The following is a 19,669-nucleotide window of genomic DNA, read 5'->3' as shown; positions in this document are numbered from 1 at the left end:
GGTGCCCAAAATGGGAAAAAGAAGAAGTTACACTGAAGAATTCAAAAAAGATGCTGTTGAACTCAGTATAAATTCAAATAAGACAGTAAAAGAAATTGCTGATGATCTTGGGATAAATTACAGTAATTTAACCCGCTGGCGCAGAGAATATAGAAACAAAGGAAAACATGCTTTTCCTGGTAATGGAAAACAAAAATTAACACCTGAACAACAAAAAATAAAAGACCTTGAAGATGAACTTAGAGAAACTAAATTAGAACGTGATATATTAAAAAAAGCAGTGGGCATCTTTTCGAAAAAACCGACGTAATCTATGGTTTTATCCGGGATCACAGAAATCAATTTCCTGTGACGAAAATGTGCCAGGTATTAGAAGTTTCCCGGTCTACTTTCTATGATTGGCTGGATAGAGAACCCAGTCAGAGAGAACTTGAAAATGAGAAACTAAAACTAGAAATAGCTAAAATATACTGGCAGCATAAAGGCCGCTATGGAAGCCCTAGAATACACCGTCAACTGTTGAAAGAAGGCCACACTTGTAATATAAAAAGAGTTGTGAGACTTATGCAAGTAATGGGTCTTAAAGCAGTTCAGAAAAAGAAATTCAAAAAAACAACTGATTCAAATCACAACCTGCCCCTAAAAGAAAATTTGCTTAACAGAAATTTTGATATATCTAAGCCTAACAAAGTTTGGGTTTCAGATATTACATATATACCCACAGCCGAAGGCTGGCTTTACCTGGCTGTTGTAATAGATCTTTATTCCCGAAAAGTAGTTGGCTGGTCGATTAATAAAAGAATGACCAGGAAGCTTGTTATAGATGCTCTTAACATGGGAATTAAAAATAGAAATCCTAAAAAAGGTTTGATCTTTCATTCTGATAGAGGCAGCCAATATGCAAGTCATGATTTTCAAAAAGAACTATGGAAAAGTGGTATGAGGTCCTCAATGAGCCGCAAAGGAGACTGCTGGGATAATGCAGTAGCTGAAAGTTTCTTTTCCACCATAAAAACAGAATTAATTTATCAAAAAGATTACAAAACAAGAAAACAGGCAAGACAGGATATTTTTGAATATATCGCTGTTTATTACAACAGAATCAGAATGCATTCGACGTTAAATTATAAAAGTCCAGAAGACTACGAAAACGAGAGAAAACTATCTAAACTATGTGTCTAATTTAATGGGGGAAGCTCAGACTGTTCTAAATGGAAAAACGAACACAAAAGATATCGCTATAGAGCTTATGATTTTGATGTTGAAAACCTTGAAGTTTCAAGACCTGATAAAGAACCAGTTAATCTTGACTATTCCCAGTATGGGCAATTCATAATCTCCAAAGCTATGGACTTTTATGTCGGTCTTGGTCTTTCTTTAAGGCAGACTAAAAGGGCGCTTAAACTGGCCTATAATGTTTCACCATCAGCTCAGACTATCCAGAACTGGACTGTCTCTTTAGCCTACAGACTGGGTCCTAAAATTAATGACCTTGATCTGCCTTTATCTGGTATTGTTGCTGTTGACGAAACATATATCAAAATCAAAGGCAGCTGGCATTATCTCTTTACTGCCATTGATGGTAAAAATGGCTGTATCATTGCTCAGCATCTCTCAAAACATCGAGATGCTAAAGGTGCAATCACCATCCTCAAAAGGATTATTGACCAATATCAGGGTCAGAATTTTGTTCTTGTTTCTGATATGGCACCAATCTATAGAGCTGCTGTCCATGCTGCAAAGGCCTTTTTAAAGACCGATGTAGATCACAGACAGGTTAAAGGACTTTTTACTGATGATGATAATTCAGATGAAGTTTACAGACCCTATAAAAACATCATTGAGCGTTTCTTTGGCACCTATAAAGCTCATTACAAGCGTCATAAAAGCTTTAGTTCCTTTGATGGTGCTCTTGCTCATATAACTTTATATCAGCTTTATTTTAACTATATAAAACCTCATAGCTCTTTTGATAACAAAGCTCCTCTAGTAGTTGAAGATTCAAGAGGTCAGCCCATTGAATCCTGGGCTCAACTTATCAGGTGGATCAACAAAACTGATAAGTAACTAGATATTTTTTCTGAATAACTTTTAGAAAATCCTGTTTAAGTCTTTTAGATTTCTATATTTATTTGATTCCATTTTTTAGCATTATTTACATCTTCAAACTTTTGACATTCTGAAAATTTTTATTATAATTAAAATTAGTGGTGCTCTATTACTGTTTACTTACATTTTATGGTAACTATCATATTTTATTTGACGTTATCTTCTTCTGCCATCTGTTTATGAAGAAAGTTAACTAGTTCTTCCAGTGCAGTTTCTGCATCTTCACCTTTACATTTAATTATTATTTCATTACCCTGACTTACTCCCAGACTCAAAACCCCCATTATACTTTTGGCATTAACTTCTTTTTCTCCATAAATAATCGTTACATCAGATTTAAAAGTCCCTGCTTTTTGAACAAATTTTGAAGCAGGTCTGGCATGAAGTCCGGTTTCATTAGTTATTTCAACATTTTTTTCTACTGTCATTTTAACATCCTTTCTAGATTTAATTGAAGATCTCCATATTTTTAACATTATCTTATTTATTAAAATTATTCTGCAGCAGTTTATATGCAGCACCCTCAGATTCTGCCGCTAAAAGATCATCCATTAATTTTCTGTTGTTTGCAAATTCCATAATATCTGTCAGTGCCGGCATATGAGATTTTTTATCTATTGGTGCCAGCACAAAAATAAATTTTATTGGGTCAAATTGATGGCCGAGTTTAATTCCTTTTTTAATTACCAGCAGACTAATCGCTGACTCTTTGACACCATCTTCTATTCCAGCGTGGGCCAGACAGATTTCGGGAGCAATTGCAATATAGGGCCCCTTATCTTCTACAATTCTAATCATTTTTTTAATATAACGAGCTTTAATGAACTCTTTGTCTAAAAGCAGCCGACCGGCTTCCTCAATTGCCTTTTTCCAATCTGCTGTAGTTTTAATTATTTTAATCTGATCTCTTTTAAGCAGAGTTAAAAGATTCTTTTTCTGGTTTTCAACTTGACTTTCAGCCTGCTTACTCCTTTTTTCTGAAGCAAAATATGCCTTTAATTTCTCCAAGGCCGCAGATATCTGCTCCTGGTCTAAAAATGGACTTAGTAAATCTATAATTTCTTCCGACTTTATCTTATGATTTTTTGCAAGCATATTCTCAGAATTTAAAGGCATTTTATCTGCCCTGGTTTTATTTTTTGCTTCTGAAAAAATTCCATATTCCATTTTTCTCTGCTTAAGATAGGCTTTAATTTTTTCAATATCATTTTCCTCTAAAAATGGATTAACCTTAATCACATCAATCTCTTCCAGGCTCAGAGGAATAGTAGAAATCACAAAATCTATTTCTTTTAAAATATCATTGTCCTCCAAATCCAGACTGGATAGGCTGTCAATTATTTCAATTGCTTTAAACTCATTTTTAAGGCGAACTTCTAATAGATTGGTTGTTCCAACACCACTGGAGCAGACAATTGCCACCTTTGCCTTTGTCTTTTTCTGAAAATTAATTCTCTCCAGAGCAGCCCCAAAATGTATGGTTAGATAACCAACCTCGTCCTCACTAATTTCAACATAAAATTCACTCTGAATCAGCCTCGCTGCCAGTTTTGAAGCCTTAAAAACCTCGCTGTATTTTTCTTTAATATCTTCCAGCAGCGGATTTTGAATTGGTAGATTAAAAATGATCCGGTTGACAATTGCCTGCAGGTGGACAAGAAGACCTGAATATAGTTTCTGATCTCCAGCAAAACTGGTAGAAAAATATTTTTCTACAACTTTAATCATTTCTTTTACTAAGTATTCAAGATTATTTTCGCTTAACTCACTGTCAGCCTTTCCTTCTCTCATTTTTGCACCCAGCAAATGGATAGTAATAAATCCAATTTCATCTTCTGGAATTGCAACAGAAAATTTTTCCTCCAGTAAAAGAGATATTTTTTCAGCAGTCTTAAATTCTTTTTTCTTTTTAATAATCTTTAATCTTTCAGTTTCAATTTTTATATCTTGGTCTGCCAGCAGTCTTGAAATAGCAAAAGCAATATGAATAATCAGACCGGTAAAAGCACTATCAGTAAAGCGAATACCAAGCTCTTTTTCTGCCACTTTTACAACTGACTCAATTTCTTTTAAGTTGAGTTCTCCCAAAAGGTTTTTAATTTCTTTATTATAACCATGTTCCAGACGACTTTTAAAATTCACTTTTTTATTACTCTTATTTAAAAGCTCAATCATATTACCTGCCTCGTAAGATTCATTTAAAAGACTTTTCATTGCATGTCTGATATCAATTTCTGCACCTTCAATTTGTACTCCATAATTTCTTCGCCTAATTAAGGCAAGATCTCTTCTATTAAGCCACTTTTCTACTTGATCTAAATCCTTGCTGACCGTTGCTGAACTGACATCTAAAAGATCTGCCAGTTCAAAAATCAAAATTGGTTCTTTCTTTTGAAATAATCTATACAAAATTAAATATTTACGCATTTTGGCAGAACGAAAATGACGGCTGTTGTAAAAATCATTAAACTCTGCAAAAACTTTAAACTGCTCTTCTGCTTCTCCTTCTAAAAGCACACCGAAATTTGGTTTTTTAGTCAGCTTTAATTCATATTTTTGAATCAAATCTTCAATCTCATTCAGGTCATAGCGAATTGTTCTGCTGCTTACTTTTAAAATTTCAGAAAGAGCCTGTATCGATACAGGCTCTTTCTGATCAACTAGGTATTTGTATAACTCAAATAATCTGGTACTTTTTTTCATGTTTAAGCGAACAGCTTCGCTAGATAACCAATTATTATACCAACAACTCCGAAGTCGGCATCACCAAAGGTTGTATTTGCAAAACCAAGTGATCCTAAGACCGGTAATAAGAGCGCTGGTAAAAATGAGATTAAGACACCATTAACAAAGGCACCGAGCATTGCTCCCTTTTTACCACCTGTGGAATTACCAAATACTCCCGCAGTTGCTCCGGTAAAGAAGTGGGGAACCATGCCGGGAATAATTAAGGCCAGACCTAGAGGTCCAAGGAAGAACATGCTGACAAGCCCACCTAAAAAGCTGAATAAGAAACCAATGATTACCGCATTTGGTGCATAGGTAAAGGTTATCGGGCAGTCCAGTGCAGGCTTTGCATCGGGAACTAACTTTTCACCAATACCCTGGAAGGCAGGAACAATCTCACCAATGATCATTCTTACACCAGTTAAGATAATATGAACACCTGCTGCAAAAGTAATACCCTGCATCAGTGCAAACATAAAGATACTCTGTCCACCCGAATACTGAGAATAAATGTCACGACCAGCAATTAAAGAAACTATAAAGAAAATAATGATCATAGTCAGCATAGTAGAAAGAACTGATTCTTTTAAGAAGTTCAAATATTTAGGAACTTTAATATCTTCAGTGCTGTCTTCTGGATCTCCAACTAGCCTACCAACAAGACCTGCTGCAACATAGCCAGTTGTTCCAAAATGTCCAAGTGCAACATCAGTACCACCGGTAATTTTTTTCATAAATGGTTCTGCTAGAGCCGGGAAAAGCACCATTACAAAACCTAAAATTACAGCTCCAGAGGCTATTAAAGGTACTCCAGTTAATCCTGCTGTACTTAAAACTGCTGATAATAAGGCTGCCATAAAGAAAATATGGTGGCCGGTAAGAAATACATATTTTAATGGAGTAAACCTTGCAAAAAGCAAATTAGCTATAAAACCAAAAGCCATAATCAAAGCAGTTTCAGTACCAAGTGTCTGCTGTGCCAGAGCCACTATTGCCTCATTTGTAGGGATAACCCCTTGAATATTGAAAGCATCTTGAATCATTGGTCCTAAATTATTAAGACTGCCTATCAATACATTGGCACCGGCTCCTAAGATTACAAAACCTAAGATACTCTTTAAAGTTCCTGACATGATCTTAGAAAATGGTTTTTTCAATAAGGTCAGTCCTAAAAATGCCATTAAACCAACTAAAGTTGCCGGTTGATTTAAAACTTCATAAACTAAAAAATTAATAAAAGACATTAAAAAACCCATAAACTACTCCCTCCTTAAAGTTTTTTGTATGCTGCCAGAACTTTTTCCTTAATCTCTTTTTTATCTGTCATATTTTTGACACTTATTACTTCTGCCGGATGCTCAATTTTTTCCCCGATTTCTTCACTGGCAAAAATGTAATCTGCCTGTTCCCCCATAATAGATGAAAGATCCTTAACCTCAACTGAGCCTTCGATACCTTCCTGCTCCATAATTTTTTCTATATTCATTTTTAAAACCAGGCTGCTTCCCAGGCCCATTCCACATACTGCTAGTACTCTCATGCTTTTCTCCTCCTATTTTTTGTTGATTGATCAATAAATTTAAGAATCTTAAAATTATTTTAATTAAAATCACTGCTGTGCCAGAATATCCTCAATATAGTTTAAGATTTCTTCTGCACTTTCCTTTTCTGCAATATTGTCCACTGCAGATTCTTCCATTAAAACCACTGATAATTCCGAAATTGTTTTGACATGTTTTTCATTATCCACTGTGCCAAAAGCAAAGGCAATTTTTACAGGATCATTATTTTTATTTCCAAATTCTACCGGCTCAGCCAGAGTAATTAAGCTGAGACAGTTTTCTTTAACTCCATCTTCCGGTCTGGCATGTAAAAGAGCAATTCCCTTTCCAATAACTACATAGGGTCCATTATCAATTATTGACTGCTTCATTGCTTTTATATATCTCTCTTCAATTTGATCAGCTTCTAACAAAAGTTTCCCAGTTTCATCAACCACTTCTTCCCAATCATCTGCTTTTATATTTACTGCAATATTTTTCTTTTTCAAAAGGTCTAAAATCAAATCTTTTCACCTCCGAAATTGATTGCTTTTCTTAACTTCTATCTCTATTATACGCACATGATTCCTTAAATAGCAATTGTTAATAAACTACTTTTTTTCTGCCTATTGTGGCAAAAGACTTTATTTATTCAAAAAAGCACTTAAAAACTGATTAATTTCAAGTTCTAAGTGCTTTTTTAATCTTCGAGTATTAATTTGATTTAAGTTTTTTAAAAATATAGACTTTAAGTGTTTTTATTCTCGAATTTTCAATATTTTTTTTAAAAAATAAATTCCCAGTTTTAGCCGTTTCTTAAGAAAAGCATATATTTAAGCATCAAGTGATATTAATATGTTTTTAATTTTTAAAATGCTAATAGTTATCATAATTGTCATGTTTATAGGTAATCCACTACTATTTACTTGTGTTTTATGATAACAATCATATTTTTTTGACGTTATCCAGTAATCAGCTAGAAAAACAAGGACAAATACCAGTCGAATAATACATCACCAAAAAATATAATAATTACAGTTCCAATACAGATAAATGGACCAAAAGGAATTCTGCTCTTTCTGTCAAGCATACCTAAAGCCATCATGGTTAATCCAATAATAGACCCTAAAAAAGAACCTACAAAAATACCAGCTAAAGCAAATTCAAATCCTAAAAATGCACCAAGCATTGCCGCTAACTTAACATCTCCCATTCCCATACCACCTTTGAAAATAAATGCAACTAGTAAAAGTAATAATGAAGGAATAAAGATTCCAAGCAGTGAATCATATATACTAATATAATCTAATACAATTGAAGATAAAAACCCGATCACAATACCTGGATAAGTAATATAGTTTGGAATAATCATATATTTATAGTCTATAAAAGAAATAACAATAAGAGCAGAAATCAATAAAAACATAATAAATAATTCAACAGAAATACCTAATTTTAGATAAGTAAATAAAAAGAAAAAACCAGTCAGTAATTCAACAAAAGGATATTGAAAAGATATTTTAGTATCACAATAACGACACTTCCCACCTACTGCCAAATAACTTAGAACCGGTATTAGATCAAATGTTTTTAATTTAGTTTTACAGTGAGGGCAGTGAGATGGAGGTTTTACAATTGATTTTCCTTCAGGCAATCTAAAAATAACAACATTTAAAAAGCTGCCAACTATTAGTCCAAATATAAAAATGTATATTACTGTAAACATAAACTCACCTACTCATCCGGAAATCATCTTTCAAAAATTACTGGAATTAAAACTAAATTCCTGGTGGATGAGTCTCCATTTAAAATAAATGGAGACTGTCACACTAAATAAAAAACGTAAATAATTTACATAGTATAGTTTTATTGCTATATTTTTAAAATTTTTTATGGTAAGATAATATCATAAAAATGGATAAAAATCAATATCAACCATCATCTTTCGTCATTTTTTTTATTTCCTCTTCTGCAATTTTATGCCAGTCTTTTTTGTCCGGCATTTTCTGTATCCAGAGTTTAAAAGCTGCTTCTGCCTGATATATAAGAGTTGGCAAACCATTTGCGGTTTGTGCACCAATTTCTTCTGCTTTTTTGAGCAGTGGTGTTTTAAGAGGGTTATAGACCATATCAAAAACAAATTGATTTTCATTTAAGTAATCAGTATTAATTACTATTTCTTTTTTAGTAATATTATCATACATTCCCACTGGTGTTGTATCAATAATTAAATCAGCTTTTTCGACCATTTCAGCATAATCTTCCTCGTTGAGGCTTGCTGACTTGTATATTATATCAGTTTCCCTATTTTCAAAAATACTAACCAGTTCTTCTGCTCTGCTAACATTTCTATTTATCACTGCTACTTCAGCTAAATTTAACTGTTCTAAGGCAACTAGTACTGCCCTTGCCGCTCCACCAGCTCCTATAACAGCTGCTTTTCTTCCTTTAACAGGAAATCCACCTTCTTCTATCTGTCTCTGTATTCCAATGACATCTGTATTATAACCTGTCAGCCTCCCTCTTCTATTTAAGACAGTATTAACTGCTCCCGCATCACGGGCGAGAGAAGAAAATCCATCTAAATGAACCATAATTTCCTCTTTATAAGGAATGGTAACATTCCAGCCGCTGAAATTTAAGGTCCTCAGTGCAGACACATATTTTCCCAGGCTACCTTTTTCCACCTCAAGCATAAGATAAACAGCATTATAATCAAGCTTTCTAAAACCATTATTATGGAAAACTGCTGAAATTGAATGACTCAGTTTTTCGCCAATCAGTCCATATAATTCGGTTTCCGTGTCAGGTATAAAAGTATTCATTTTTTGCCTCCTTTAAACAGTAAAACACGTTGGTGATCTTCCAACGTGTCTTCTGTAATTTCTATGTACTATCATCAAACTAAAACAATGTCTGTAGCTTATCCCCCAATTTTTCGTGATCTGTTATAATTATTTTTCTCTTTACTATCTTAATTATTCCATCATCTATAAATCTATTTATCAGTTTTGTAACAGTTACTCTGGAAGAACCTATCAAATTGGCCAGTTCCTGGTGAGTAAGCACCAGATCAATTACTGTTCCCTGATCTACTTCCCGGCCAAAATCATCGGAAAGCCTTGCCAGCAGACTAGCTAATCGCCCGGCTGCATCCTGAAATACAAGCTCTCTCACCTGACTTGTAAGAAGTCTTGTTTTTTTAGAAAGAGCCTCAATAATTTTAATTGCTAAACTCGGCCTTTCCAGAATAATATTTTCCATATCTTTCCATGGAATAATCAGCAGTCTGGCATCATCTAACGTCTCTGCTGTCAGAGGATGAGGATCTTCATCAAACAATGATATTTCACCAAAAATATCTCCTTCCTGCAAAATGGTAAGAACTTTTTCTTTCCCTTCTTCAGAAAGCATAGTAAGCTTAACTTTACCATTTATCAGCATATAGAGTTTCTTGACACTGTCATTTTCAAAAAAAATAACTTCACCTTTTTTATATATTTTGGCATAAGATTTTTCGCATATCAATCGCAGCTCTTCAGGATCAAGTCTTGCAAAAACAGTAAGTTCTTTTAAACATTTTTCTGTGTTTTCTTCCATATTCAACCTACCTCTCTGAACTTCTTAAAACTATAATATAAAATATTTTCTTTACTATTTATTATTATATTCTCCAAATACCAATAAAAACCTTTTAAAATTTTTAAAGTTAAACTTTTTAAATATCAAGACTAAATAAATATCAGGCTTTCCTCATTTTTATATTACTCTGCAGAAAAGGAAGATTCAGGAATATTAAATTTTTTAGATATATCTAAAATTTAGTTCATGGCAATATATGATTGAACTGCGAAAAGTCAATTTTGGTCATTTTAACAATTTGACACTCTTGTCATAATAGGGATTGTGAAATTCAAAAATTGCTGATTAAGACTTTTCGCAGTGTAGCCATATATTCTTTTTGCAATTCTAAAGATAACTTGACAGAATTTCAGAAAATAAGTAGTTTATTTGTATCATCAGTATAAAAGTACCAGTTCTTATATGTTTAACAGCTATTTTTTAGATATGCACTCTTTACATAAACCATAAAATCTCAATTTATGTTCTGTTATCCTAAAATTATATTTTATTTCCAGTTTTTTTTCAAAATATTCAAGATCCTGATCATTGAATTCTATCAGTTTACCGCATTTTTTGCATATTAAATGATGGTGATGTTGGGTTTCTAAAAAACTCAGCTCATATTGTCTGGAACCTTCACCAAAATCGAGCATATGTACAATCCCCAGATTTTGGAAAAGCTCTAAAGTTCTATAGATAGTAGCCATACCAATATCCGGATAATTTTCTTTTACAGCTGAAAAGAGTTCTTCTGCAGTAAAATGCCAGTTTTTTCTTGAAATTATAGTTCCCAGTATAATTTCTCTCTGCTTGGTCAATTTATAATTGTTTTCCATCAAAATATTTTTAAACTTTGATTTTAATTTTTCCATATTATACCCCTTTTTGCTGTCATACAACTATTTTATCATATCTTTTTACAATTTTTAATTTTTTTTTATAGTTTAACCATTATAATTATCCAAAAATTACTTGAAAAAATAACTTTTTACTATTGACTACTTTTCTAATAAATAGTATAATGTAATAAATAAGAATAATTTGTCGAAAATTGTTAAGAAAGGAGAATTAACATGAAATCCACTGGTATTGTCCGCAAAATTGACGATCTGGGTAGAATGGTAATTCCAATTGAACTCAGGAAAACTATGAATATCAATAAAAAAGATCCTATGGAGATATTTGTTGATGAAGAGAAGATTATTCTTAAGAAGTATGAACCGGCCTGTATTTTTTGTGGAAGTGCAGATGACACAATAGAATTTAAAGGAAGAACAATCTGCGGTGAATGCATGGAAAAAATGCAGGATCTTAAGAAAAAATCGGAAAAAGAATAATGCTTAACAAAAAATGTAAATAATGTTCGCAAAAAAATAGCACCTGCAATGGTGCTATTTTCTTTATTTAATTAGCGGAGAAAAACATGTTCTCCTATTCTTTTTACATAATTTCTTCTGGAAATCCAGCCTATATTTGTTGCAACTTTCGGATTATAAAAATACAGTGACCCCAAGGATGGATCATAACCTATTAGAGCTGCTCTTGCTGCAGCAACCTCTTCTTTCCCTGGATAATAGTTTGCCTGACCATCCATTAAACTGCTAAATTGACCTTTCTGCAGTATAACTTCTCTTATTGTATCTGGAAACAGGCTGCTTTTTACCCTGTTCATTATAACTGCACCAACTGCAACCTTACCCAAAAAATCTTCCCCTCTGGCCTCTCCATGAATAACACGGGCCAGCAGTATAACATCATCTCTAGAAATAGAATTGCGGTCAAATAGTTCCTGCCTTGGGAGACTGTTAAAACAGCTTTCCCTAAATATTCCATCTGCTTTTATATTATTGGCCTCCTGAAATTTCCGTACTGCAGCCACAGTCTTTCCTCCATAAACTCCATCAATATGACCCTGATAAAAATTAAGCTTTTTTAATTTTTTCTGTAAAATAGCTACATCTGTTCCTTCATCACCTGGACGAAGAATCCTGCTGCCAAACTCATCAATATAGGCAGCTTCTACCTTATCCGGATTTATCAGTGTAATCATAAAAAGGAGCATGATAACCGAGATATAAACTTTCCATTTACTCAGCACCATAATATCCCTCCTTAGCTAAAACCTAAAAACTTATCAATAATTATTATCAAAAATCTAACTATATTAATAATAAACAAAAAAAGCTCAAAAGTCAAATTTTATTTAATTATACAATTTTACTTAAAGGAATTTCTCCATTTTAAAATTACGCTGTTAAATATAAGATACAGATCAGTAAATTTTCTCTATTTTAAACTTTTTTCCCAAATCTTCCATTATATCTCTTACTTCTTTTTCTGTACTTTCTGTTACCATTATCCATATTTCCCCCGGGTTATCTTGATCAACCTTTACAGTTCCCAGACCTTCATATGATTTTATTACCATATCTATAAATACTATTTCCTCTTTTGGAACCCGGTATTTTATCTTTTTTGTATCAATTTCCATCTAAGTCCTGCTCCTTTCTCTTCTCAGCAGAGAACCTGCTTTAATTTCCTTTTCATATGGAATTTTTATCAATTCTTTCGGATGGGGAGCTGTTTCTACCTCTTTACCATCTGAATTGATTATATAGTCAACTTCAAGCTCCAGTCCATATTCTCCTGGAGCAATAATTTCCAGCTTATCACCAGTGAATATCTTATTTCTAACCTCAACCAGTACTTCACCATCTTTCGGAAAATAATCTTTTACAACTCCCATAAAATCATATGTTCTCATGTAGGAAGAGCTTTCATATCTCTGGCCTTCTTCTCCTGGCTTTCCATAATAAAATCCAGTTGTATAATCTCTGTGGCTTATCTTCCTCAGCTCTGAAAAAAGTTCAGGCTCATATTCATAACCATCCGGATCTTCACAATAGCTATCTATTGCTTTTCTGTAAGTATTGACCACTCCAGCAAGATAATGTATACTCTTCATTCTGCCTTCGATTTTTAAACTCATAATACCTGACTCTATAATTTCGGGAATTTCTTTTATCAAACACAAATCCCGCGAATTCATTATAAAGGTACCTTTTTCTTTTTCTACTACAGGATAATATTCTCCAGGCCGCTTTTCTTCCACTAGATGATATTTCCATCGGCAGGAATGGGCACAATCACCGCGGTTGGCATCTCTACCCACAAAATAATTACTCAAAAGACAGCGTCCGGAATAAGATATACACATCGCTCCATGTATAAAAACTTCCAGATCCAGCTCCCCCCCTACTTTGGCTGCAATTTCTCTCATTTCTTTTCCAGAAAGTTCCCGGGCCAGAATTATCCTGTCAGCTCCAAGCTCTTTCCAGAACAGTGCAGAGCGCCAGTTAACATTATTTGCCTGTGTGCTGATATGAATCGACATCTCTGGCATTTTTTCCCGTACAAGTTTAAACACACCTGGATCAGAAATAATAAGGGCATCCAGATTCAGCTTTTTAAGGTCTTCAATATATTTAGGCAGCTTTTCCATATCATCATTGTGAGGAATCATATTAAGTGTTAAATATACCTTTTTGCCTCTGGAATGAGCAAATTCACTCCCTTCTTTCAGTTCTTCTATCGTAAAATTATCTGCTCCAGCTCTGAGACCAAAGTTAGCACCACCACAGTAGACAGCATCTGCACCAAAAAATAAAGCAGTTTTAAGTTTTTCCAGGTTACCTGCAGGGGCCAGCAGTTCAACTTTTTTCATTTTCTAATTTCCTCCTACTTAGAGCTATTCCATCACCTGCTTCAATTATAGTGGAATCCAGCTCCGGATGATTCATAATTATTTTTAAATATTTTCTTAAATTATTGACAATTGTTCTAATCTTATGTCTTACTTCATCATCTGTCAGGACTTCTGCTTTATAGAGCACATTATCTGATACAAGCAGACCACCAGGTTTTAGCAGCTCAAATATATAATCAAAAAGATAAAGATACTGCCCTTTAGCAGCATCCAGAAAAATAAAATTAAACTTTCGCCGCAGATACTGAAGAATATCCAGTGCATCACCAATTTTGACATCAACTTTATCTGTAAAACCATATTTCTTCAAAAATTTCCTGGCGGTTACTGCCCTCTGCTCATCAATCTCTATTGTGGTTATCCTGCTAGATGCAGGAGTATATTTTGCCATAAGAAGAGCAGAAAATCCATATGCTGTACCAATTTCAAGTATATGTTTGGGGTTTAAAATCTGCAGCTGAATTTTTAAAAAATCGGCTGCATCTCGATTAATGATAGGAATATAATCTTTTCTGCAGAGCTGTTCCAGCTCCGCAAACTCCGGCTCTATTGTCTGTTTTTTGGAAAATAAGCTGTTGAGCTCAGTTTTTATCATTTTAACTCCTCAACTTTGGTACCAGGTACTTATACCGCTTTTTGTACCGGGTACATGTGATTTTATTCATTTGTTCATTTGTACCAGGTACTAAAGCAGCTTTTTGTACCCGGTACCCTTTTTTTGCTTCTGCAGGTGTTCTTCATAACTATTTGTAAATACATGGCTTCCATCTTCTCTGGCAAAATAAAACAAAAAATCGCTTTCAGCAGGATATGCTGCAGCTTCTATGGCTGCAGCACCAGGACTGCTGATCGGTCCTGGTGGTAGTCCACTGTATTTATAGGTATTATAGGGTGAGTCAATCTCTAAATCACTGTACAGTATTCTTGCTTTCCTCTCTGTAAAGACATACTGTACAGAAGCATCTATCTGCAGCAGCATATCTCTTTCCATACGGTTATATATTACAGATGCTATAATTGGTTTTTCTTCATCCAGTTTTGCCTCTTCTTCGATTAAAGAAGCAATAATAAGCAGCTCATAATAATTATACGGACTTTTTTCAGCATATTTTTTCAGCTTCGGCAGTCTATATTTAAAGAATACATCCAGCAGTTCATCTATGATCTGTTTTTCTGTATAGCTTTTAGGGAAATAATAAGTTTCAGGTACTATCAGACCTTCAATAGGGTTAACAGTAATTTCCAGCTCTGATAAATATTCTATCTTATCACTTAAATCAAGATTAAGTATCACACTAACAAATTTACCATATTCATAAAGACCGCCGGAAGCAGAATTTATTCTGTCCAAAATTTCTACAGAAGTCAACCCTTCAGGAATAGTAACTTTAAACCTTTCCTCACTGCCGGAAATTATCTTAGAAAGTATATCCTGCATTGTATCAGCTGTGGAAAAGGAATAATAGCCTGCCTTTAAGTTTTGATCTTCCTGCATTAGCCTGAGCAGCACATAAAAAGCAAGAGAAGATTTAATAATTCCCTTTTCTTTCAGCTTTTCTCCAATAGCCATTCCACTCATTCCTGGTTTGATCTTAACCATATGCTTTTCTGGATTAGCACTATCAACCGGCTGAATAAGAGAATAAGATTTAACTGCAGCTGCTGTTATTAAGATAAATATAAGAAAAATGACGGCTGTTTTTTTCAAAATAAACTCCTTTTAAAATTAATTAAATTTATTTATAGGTTTGTCACCCCGCAGAGGAGGTGTTTGCAGGTAAGATCTTTTTGAATATAAAATCCTCTAAAATTAGATTAATCATTTTCTTCTTCGAATTTTTTTCTTACCTTAGCAAATTCATCTTCATCAGTAACCGGTTCTATATATTCTTTTCCATTTTCATTGACTATTTTGATCGGCAGAGCTTCGGTATTTTCATCTGCATCAGATTCTATAACTATTAAATATTTAACACCATCTATAACAAAATCACTTTCAATATAAAATCTGGATTCCCCCTTATCATCCTTAAGAACCAGCTCCTTACTATCCTTATCAACCCAGAACGTTGCATCACTCATAATTAACAGCTCCTCATATAAATATTTAGAGATATTTTAAATCTCAATTAAATTTTAATCCTTATTAAAGTTCAATAATTTATTAGAAAGTGAGTCAAGATAGGACTGAAGTATCAGTGCTGCAGCCAATTTATCGATCACTTTTTTTCTCTTCTGACGGCTCATATCAGCTTTAAGAAGTACATTTTCTGCCTGACTTGTGGTAAGTCTTTCATCCCAGCGTATAATGGGCAGATCCAGATTGTTTTCTAAAAATCGGATAAAAGCCTCAGTAATCTCAGCTCTTTTCCCACTTGATCCATCCATATTATATGGCATTCCAACCACTATTTTTTCTATTCCGTATTCATTTATATATTTATTTATTTCTTTAAGCACCTCCTGATGACCGTGCATATCTATCACAGTCAGCGGCTGAGCAGTCCAGCCCAGCTCATCACTCAAAGCAGCACCTATTCTCCTGTTGCCGTAATCCAGCCCTAATATTCTCAATATTTCTCCTCCATTAAAATAATTAATTGACTCAATATTATCTTCAATTACTTATTATATAATTATATCATTTTATAAGCAAGTAGTCTGCTTTTTAAAAAAAGTTTCCCTATTGTTAAATTCAGCTGCAAAAAAGGGAGAAACGGGAATATAATTGAGTTTCAGATAAATTTAAAATTTCAGTTATAACGAAATCCCCTTTTTTATAACTCTAAAATAATTTTAACAAAACTCCTTGTATACCTTAAGCTGACCCTTTTAATATTTCCCATTTTACACAAAAATACGCCTACTTCAGCTGTAGAAATAGGCGCATCAAAATATATTTTTTAATCTCTATCGAGATATTTTCTCAAAAGTTCCTCAATTATCTTATCTCTGTCTATAGTTCTTATCATCATCCTTGCATCTTTATAACTGGTTATATAAGCAGGATCACCGGAAAGAAGATAACCTACAACCTGATTAATAGAATTATAACCCTTTTCCTCAAGTGCCTTACAGACTTTTTTTAGTACAAATCCAGCTTCACTAAGTTCTTCTTTTTCAATTTTAAAACGCATCGTTTTATCATTAATGTCTTCTCGGGCCACCTTGATCACATCCTGTCTATTTTTTAGTCTTAAATATATAATTCTCCAGGAAGAGGTTAAATCCTGTTTTTATTTCATATTTTTCACTAATTCCTCGGCAGCAGCAAGTGCTTCAGTCAGTTTTTCCGGGTTTTTCCCACCTGCCTGGGCCATATCTGGACGGCCACCTCCTCCACCACCTACTATTTTGGCAATTTCCCCAATTAGTTTGCCGGCATGATAACCTTCTTTAACCAGATCATCTGTCACAGAAGCAACAAAAATAACTTTGTTTTTATCTCTGCTTCCCAGCACAATTATTCCCGAATCCATTTTTTCTTTCAGCTGATCAGAAATATTTCTCAATCCCTGGTTATCCATGGCTTCTATTTCCTCTGCCAGCAGTTTTACACCATCAGCATCTTTAACTCTGGAAATAAGGTCATCTTTTTTAAAACTGGCAAGCCTTTTTTTGAGAGAATCTATTTCTTTTTCCATCTCTTTTTCCTTAATCTGAAGCTGTTTAATCCTGTTTAAAAGATTAGATCTGTCTGTTTTTAGCTCAGCAGCAGCACTGTCGAGCAGATTAAGCTGATAATTGAAGTAATCAAGGGCATAATCTCCTGTGACAGCTTCAATTCTCCTTACCCCTGCAGCAATACCACTTTCACTGGTGATCTTAAATGGACCGATATCACCGGTTCTATCAACATGGGTTCCTCCACATAATTCCATACTAAAATCACCCATAGAAACAACTCTCACTTCTTCTCCATATTTTTCTCCAAATAAAGCTGTAGCTCCCATTTCTTTTGCTTCATCAAGCTCTTTAATATCGGTTTCCACTGCATAATTTTCCATAACAGCCTGATTTACCTCTGCTTCTATTTTTCTCAGCTCTTCAGCTGAAACTGCAGAAAAATGGGTAAAATCAAAACGCAGTCTTTCTGGTGCTACAAGAGAACCTGATTGATTTACATGGTCTCCAAGTACATCTTTTAAAGCTTTATGAAGCAGATGGGTTGCTGAGTGGTTACGTGCTGCTGCCATTCTTTTATCTTTATAAACAACTGCTTCAACTTTATCTCCAGTACTTACCTCACCTGCATTTACAAAGATTCTGTGTACAGTAAGCCCTGCCCGCTGATAGGTATCAAGAACTTCAGCTTCAAAATTATCATTTTTAACCGCACCTTTATCACCGATCTGTCCACCACTTTCAGCATAAAATGGTGTTTTATTAAGTATCAGTTCACCTTCCTGACCCTCACTTAACTTTTCTTTTATATCATTATCTTTAACAAGTCCAAGTATTTCTGTTTTTTCGGAAAGAGATTTATAGCCGGTAAATTCAACCTCTGTTATTTTATCCTTAAATTCAGCATAAATTTTTTCCATTTCTCCACTGCTGAAAGAAGTTTCTTCCCGGGCTTCTCTGGCTCTTCTTCGCTGTTCTTCCATTTTTTCGTTGAATTTCTCTTCATCCAGGGCCAGCCCCTGTTCATTAAGCAGATCCCTGGTTATATCAAGCGGAAATCCATAAGTATCATAAAGACGGAATGCATCTTCACCGGAAAGTATATCTTCACCTTCCTCTTTAAGTTCTGCCACCATAGTTTCCAGAATTTCAAGTCCCTGTTCCAGTGTCTGCAGGAAACTATTTTCTTCTGATTTAATAACATTTTTTATATGCTCTATTCTATCAGCTACATTAGGAGAAATCCCCTTTACAACTTCTGCAGCTGTATCAGCAAGTTTATATAAAAACGGCTCTTCAAAGCCGAGCTTTCTTCCATAGCGGGATGCTCTCCTAATAAGTCTTCTAATAACATACCCGCGGCCTTCATTAGAAGGTAGTGCTCCATCTGCCACTGCAACAGACACCGAGCGGCTGTGGTCGGCAATAACTCTGTAGGCGGTCATAACTTCTTCATTTTCTTTATATGGTATGCCTGTTTTTTCAACAGCAGCATCGATAATCGGTTTTATGAGATCTGTTTCAAAATTAGAATCAGTATCCTGTAGAATAGAAGCTACTCTTTCCAGCCCCATTCCTGTATCAATGTTTTTGCTGGGCAGGTTTAAATATTCTCCATCTTCTGTAAAATTATACTGTGTAAATACAAGATTCCAGATTTCTAGAAATCTATCACCTTCACCACCAATTACATCTTCTTCGGAATTACCGTATTCTTCTCCTCTATCATAATGTATCTCAGAGCAGGGACCACATGGACCGGTGCCAATCTGCCAGAAATTATCTTTTTTACCCATTCTGACTATCTTTTCTTTTGGAATACCTATTTTATCATGCCAGATATTAAATGCTTCGTCATCATCTTTATAAATGGTAATCCAGAGTTTCTCTTCTTCCAGATTTAAGACTTCTGTCACAAATTCCCAGGCCCACTCTACAGCCTCTTCTTTAAAATAATCGCCAAAAGAAAAGTTTCCAAGCATCTCAAAAAATGTATGGTGTCTGGCCGTCTTACCTACATGTTCTATATCATTTGTACGGATACACTTCTGACTTGTAGCAATACGGGTATGTGGTGGTTCAAGACTGCCGTCAAAATATGGTTTAAATGGAGCCATCCCGGCATTGATCCAGAGCAGACTCGGATCATTTTTGGGAACTAAAGGAGCACTGTCCAGTATAAGGTGGTCTTTGCTTTCAAAAAAATCCAGATATGCTTTCCGTATTTCATCTCCACTTTTTATCATCTATTTACCTTCCCTTCTGCATATATCTGCGG

Annotated in this window: 21 protein-coding genes; 3 read left to right on the top strand and 18 right to left on the bottom strand. The window is 34.4% G+C overall.

The features are described from left to right. The first annotated feature begins 10 nt into the window (after window positions 1–10). Window positions 11–1,182, top strand: a protein-coding gene (locus DFR78_RS02490; protein WP_114457260.1) for an IS3 family transposase whose coding sequence is annotated in 2 segments (ribosomal slippage) — window positions 11–269 and window positions 269–1,182 — 1,173 coding nt in all. Because the reading frame shifts where the segments join, the coding sequence is not laid out codon by codon here. A 165-nt stretch (window positions 1,183–1,347) separates the two neighbouring features. Then, a complete protein-coding gene (locus DFR78_RS02485) occupies window positions 1,348–2,067 on the top strand; it encodes a DDE-type integrase/transposase/recombinase (protein ID WP_233486948.1) in 720 nt (239 codons plus the stop codon). Between the two features lie 188 nt (window positions 2,068–2,255). On the opposite strand, the gene DFR78_RS02480 is transcribed toward DFR78_RS02485, so the two are convergent. The 9 genes from DFR78_RS02480 to DFR78_RS02440 all read right to left on the bottom strand — a co-directional run bounded on the left by DFR78_RS02480 (window position 2,256) and on the right by DFR78_RS02440 (window position 10,873). Continuing rightward, entirely contained in the window at window positions 2,256–2,537 is a 282-nt protein-coding gene (locus tag DFR78_RS02480; protein ID WP_114457335.1) for an HPr family phosphocarrier protein, read from the bottom strand. Between the two features lie 52 nt (window positions 2,538–2,589). Beyond that, window positions 2,590–4,812 carry a BglG family transcription antiterminator gene (locus DFR78_RS02475; protein ID WP_114457259.1) on the bottom strand — a complete coding sequence of 741 codons (2,223 nt, stop codon included), beginning with the start codon at window positions 4,810–4,812 and terminating at the stop codon, window positions 2,590–2,592. Between the two features lie 2 nt (window positions 4,813–4,814). Continuing rightward, entirely contained in the window at window positions 4,815–6,092 is a 1,278-nt protein-coding gene (locus tag DFR78_RS02470; protein ID WP_233486947.1) for a PTS ascorbate transporter subunit IIC, read from the bottom strand. A gap of 14 nt (window positions 6,093–6,106) precedes the next feature. Further along, window positions 6,107–6,376 (bottom strand): PTS sugar transporter subunit IIB, encoded by a 270-nt coding sequence (locus DFR78_RS02465; RefSeq protein ID WP_073158756.1) that lies wholly within the window; start codon window positions 6,374–6,376, stop codon window positions 6,107–6,109. Between the two features lie 69 nt (window positions 6,377–6,445). Next, window positions 6,446–6,901, bottom strand: coding sequence for a PTS sugar transporter subunit IIA (locus DFR78_RS02460; RefSeq protein WP_114457258.1), 456 nt, complete (start codon window positions 6,899–6,901; stop codon window positions 6,446–6,448). Between the two features lie 452 nt (window positions 6,902–7,353). Next, window positions 7,354–8,103 carry an A24 family peptidase gene (locus DFR78_RS02455; protein WP_114457257.1) on the bottom strand — a complete coding sequence of 250 codons (750 nt, stop codon included), beginning with the start codon at window positions 8,101–8,103 and terminating at the stop codon, window positions 7,354–7,356. A gap of 205 nt (window positions 8,104–8,308) precedes the next feature. Next, on the bottom strand, window positions 8,309–9,202 hold the full coding sequence (locus tag DFR78_RS02450; RefSeq protein ID WP_114457256.1) for a shikimate dehydrogenase: 894 nt from the start codon (window positions 9,200–9,202) through the stop codon (window positions 8,309–8,311). Between the two features lie 79 nt (window positions 9,203–9,281). Then, on the bottom strand, window positions 9,282–9,977 hold the full coding sequence (locus DFR78_RS02445; protein ID WP_114457255.1) for a Crp/Fnr family transcriptional regulator: 696 nt from the start codon (window positions 9,975–9,977) through the stop codon (window positions 9,282–9,284). Between the two features lie 455 nt (window positions 9,978–10,432). Then, window positions 10,433–10,873: a Fur family transcriptional regulator gene (locus DFR78_RS02440; RefSeq protein ID WP_114457254.1), complete on the bottom strand. Its 441-nt coding sequence runs from the start codon at window positions 10,871–10,873 to the stop codon at window positions 10,433–10,435. Window positions 10,874–11,074: 201 nt separating this feature from the next. Between DFR78_RS02440 and DFR78_RS02435 the strand changes: the two genes are divergently transcribed. Then, a complete protein-coding gene (locus tag DFR78_RS02435) occupies window positions 11,075–11,338 on the top strand; it encodes an AbrB/MazE/SpoVT family DNA-binding domain-containing protein (RefSeq protein WP_114457253.1) in 264 nt (87 codons plus the stop codon). A 71-nt stretch (window positions 11,339–11,409) separates the two neighbouring features. Here DFR78_RS02435 and DFR78_RS02430 read toward each other — a convergent pair whose 3' ends face one another. The 9 genes from DFR78_RS02430 to alaS form a co-directional block, all read right to left on the bottom strand. Continuing rightward, a complete protein-coding gene (locus DFR78_RS02430) occupies window positions 11,410–12,102 on the bottom strand; it encodes a cell wall hydrolase (protein ID WP_233486946.1) in 693 nt (230 codons plus the stop codon). 171 nt (window positions 12,103–12,273) lie between these two features. Further along, a complete protein-coding gene (locus DFR78_RS02425; protein ID WP_114457252.1) occupies window positions 12,274–12,492 on the bottom strand; it encodes a DUF4911 domain-containing protein in 219 nt (72 codons plus the stop codon). Then, window positions 12,493–13,725, bottom strand: a complete 1,233-nt coding sequence (locus DFR78_RS02420; protein WP_114457251.1) for a U32 family peptidase — start codon at window positions 13,723–13,725, stop codon at window positions 12,493–12,495. Further along, window positions 13,712–14,362, bottom strand: coding sequence for an O-methyltransferase (locus DFR78_RS02415; RefSeq protein WP_114457250.1), 651 nt, complete (start codon window positions 14,360–14,362; stop codon window positions 13,712–13,714). Before DFR78_RS02415 ends, DFR78_RS02420 begins: the two co-directional genes overlap by 14 nt. A 90-nt stretch (window positions 14,363–14,452) precedes the next feature. Then, window positions 14,453–15,475: an endolytic transglycosylase MltG gene (gene mltG, locus DFR78_RS02410; protein WP_114457249.1), complete on the bottom strand. Its 1,023-nt coding sequence runs from the start codon at window positions 15,473–15,475 to the stop codon at window positions 14,453–14,455. Window positions 15,476–15,582: 107 nt separating this feature from the next. Further along, window positions 15,583–15,849, bottom strand: a complete 267-nt coding sequence (locus tag DFR78_RS02405) for a DUF1292 domain-containing protein (protein WP_114457248.1) — start codon at window positions 15,847–15,849, stop codon at window positions 15,583–15,585. Between the two features lie 54 nt (window positions 15,850–15,903). Beyond that, a complete protein-coding gene (ruvX, locus tag DFR78_RS02400; RefSeq protein ID WP_114457247.1) occupies window positions 15,904–16,341 on the bottom strand; it encodes a Holliday junction resolvase RuvX in 438 nt (145 codons plus the stop codon). A 329-nt stretch (window positions 16,342–16,670) separates the two neighbouring features. Next, entirely contained in the window at window positions 16,671–16,934 is a 264-nt protein-coding gene (locus DFR78_RS02395) for an IreB family regulatory phosphoprotein (RefSeq protein ID WP_369834879.1), read from the bottom strand. Window positions 16,935–17,003: 69 nt separating this feature from the next. Continuing rightward, window positions 17,004–19,637 (bottom strand): alanine--tRNA ligase, encoded by a 2,634-nt coding sequence (gene alaS / locus DFR78_RS02390; RefSeq protein ID WP_114457246.1) that lies wholly within the window; start codon window positions 19,635–19,637, stop codon window positions 17,004–17,006. Between the last annotated feature and the right edge of the window lie 32 nt (window positions 19,638–19,669).

This window comes from Halanaerobium sp. MA284_MarDTE_T2 (assembly GCF_003337245.1).
Taxonomy (GTDB): Bacteria; Bacillota; Halanaerobiia; order Halanaerobiales; family Halanaerobiaceae; genus QPJE01.
Note: the sequence above shows the minus strand (reverse complement) of the source record. Positions and strands in the feature narration are given on the sequence as shown.

What these genes read in the sequence shown, in the direction of transcription:
- DFR78_RS02485 (WP_233486948.1), top strand. Translation starts at nt 1,348, where the DNA reads ATGGACTTTTATGTCGGTCTTGGTCTTTCTTTAAGGCAGACTAAAAGG.
- DFR78_RS02480 (WP_114457335.1), bottom strand. Translation starts at nt 2,537, where the DNA reads ATGACAGTAGAAAAAAATGTTGAAATAACTAATGAAACCGGACTTCAT.
- DFR78_RS02475 (WP_114457259.1), bottom strand. Translation starts at nt 4,812, where the DNA reads ATGAAAAAAAGTACCAGATTATTTGAGTTATACAAATACCTAGTTGAT.
- DFR78_RS02470 (WP_233486947.1), bottom strand. Translation starts at nt 6,092, where the DNA reads ATGGGTTTTTTAATGTCTTTTATTAATTTTTTAGTTTATGAAGTTTTA.
- DFR78_RS02465 (WP_073158756.1), bottom strand. Translation starts at nt 6,376, where the DNA reads ATGAGAGTACTAGCAGTATGTGGAATGGGCCTGGGAAGCAGCCTGGTT.
- DFR78_RS02455 (WP_114457257.1), bottom strand. Translation starts at nt 8,103, where the DNA reads ATGTTTACAGTAATATACATTTTTATATTTGGACTAATAGTTGGCAGC.
- DFR78_RS02450 (WP_114457256.1), bottom strand. Translation starts at nt 9,202, where the DNA reads ATGAATACTTTTATACCTGACACGGAAACCGAATTATATGGACTGATT.
- DFR78_RS02445 (WP_114457255.1), bottom strand. Translation starts at nt 9,977, where the DNA reads ATGGAAGAAAACACAGAAAAATGTTTAAAAGAACTTACTGTTTTTGCA.
- DFR78_RS02440 (WP_114457254.1), bottom strand. Translation starts at nt 10,873, where the DNA reads ATGGAAAAATTAAAATCAAAGTTTAAAAATATTTTGATGGAAAACAAT.
- DFR78_RS02435 (WP_114457253.1), top strand. Translation starts at nt 11,075, where the DNA reads ATGAAATCCACTGGTATTGTCCGCAAAATTGACGATCTGGGTAGAATG.
- DFR78_RS02430 (WP_233486946.1), bottom strand. Translation starts at nt 12,102, where the DNA reads ATGGTGCTGAGTAAATGGAAAGTTTATATCTCGGTTATCATGCTCCTT.
- DFR78_RS02425 (WP_114457252.1), bottom strand. Translation starts at nt 12,492, where the DNA reads ATGGAAATTGATACAAAAAAGATAAAATACCGGGTTCCAAAAGAGGAA.
- DFR78_RS02420 (WP_114457251.1), bottom strand. Translation starts at nt 13,725, where the DNA reads ATGAAAAAAGTTGAACTGCTGGCCCCTGCAGGTAACCTGGAAAAACTT.
- DFR78_RS02415 (WP_114457250.1), bottom strand. Translation starts at nt 14,362, where the DNA reads ATGATAAAAACTGAGCTCAACAGCTTATTTTCCAAAAAACAGACAATA.
- DFR78_RS02405 (WP_114457248.1), bottom strand. Translation starts at nt 15,849, where the DNA reads ATGAGTGATGCAACGTTCTGGGTTGATAAGGATAGTAAGGAGCTGGTT.
- alaS (WP_114457246.1), bottom strand. Translation starts at nt 19,637, where the DNA reads ATGATAAAAAGTGGAGATGAAATACGGAAAGCATATCTGGATTTTTTT.